The sequence below is a fragment of the Acetobacter musti genome, from assembly GCF_011516835.1.
Lineage (GTDB): Bacteria > Pseudomonadota > Alphaproteobacteria > Acetobacterales > Acetobacteraceae > Acetobacter > Acetobacter musti.
This window is the reverse complement of the sequence record NZ_WOTB01000118.1, coordinates 1-788: the sequence shown is the minus strand read 5'-3', so window position 1 is coordinate 788 and position 788 is coordinate 1. Positions and strand designations below refer to the sequence as shown.

Genomic DNA, 788 nt, shown 5'->3' with positions numbered 1-788 from the left:
AATATGCGGACGCTCGTCCAGAAGAGTGACCTTGTGCCCGCGTTCGGCAAGATGCCGGGCTATGACAGCGCCACTAAAACCAGCCCCCACAACACAGAAAGACAATGCAGTCCCCCTTCTATACCAGCACGAAATCTATTTTTAGATAAATAATTAATATCTAATTGTAAATATATTTATGTGTGATATAATTATCGAATTCAGCTAATCAGAACGAAATGATGTTAGAACTTCATGCGCCGTTGGTCTGTGATTTCTGCTCCTGCTGTTGAGGGAATCCTTGCAATGAAACAATCTATTCTTAACGGCAGTCAGTGGCATCGGGCAAAAGATCATCTACGGGTCGTGGCAGGCGATCTGGATGATGCGGCAACGCGTAGCCGACCCTCTTTACAAGCGATAATGTATCGCCATCGTGCCGGCACCATCTGACAGGGTTTTCCGATCTGTTGGAAAACATCCACGGACGGCTACACTTCCTGTGTTTGTGGCTTATATCTTATAAAATCGGAATGGCTGTATATAATAAAGGTAGCAGCCACGTAGGAGCCACTTCCCGGCTGACCAGGCAAGAGCAGGTCGGATCAGGACACCTTATGGCGGGCAGCGAATGAATATGATGGGACGGCTTTTCTTCGGGTTTCGTTTTTCTGTTTCGTGCCACTAATCACATCCTCAAGCATTTATCAGACAGTTCGCTCAAATTGAGACAATTGTAAACAAAATATGAAATAGTTATGGAACATTTCTGCAACAGCGCGTAAAAATTTGATGATAATTGATATAGG

The 788-nt window shown here is 44.7% G+C and carries 1 protein-coding gene; it reads right to left on the bottom strand.

Going from position 1 to position 788, the window contains the following annotated elements; genetic code table 11:
• A partial coding sequence (locus GOB93_RS21000) for an NAD(P)-binding protein (protein ID WP_173582918.1) occupies positions 1-105 on the bottom strand: 105 nt, incomplete at its 3' end.
• Positions 106-788: the final 683 nt, after the last annotated feature.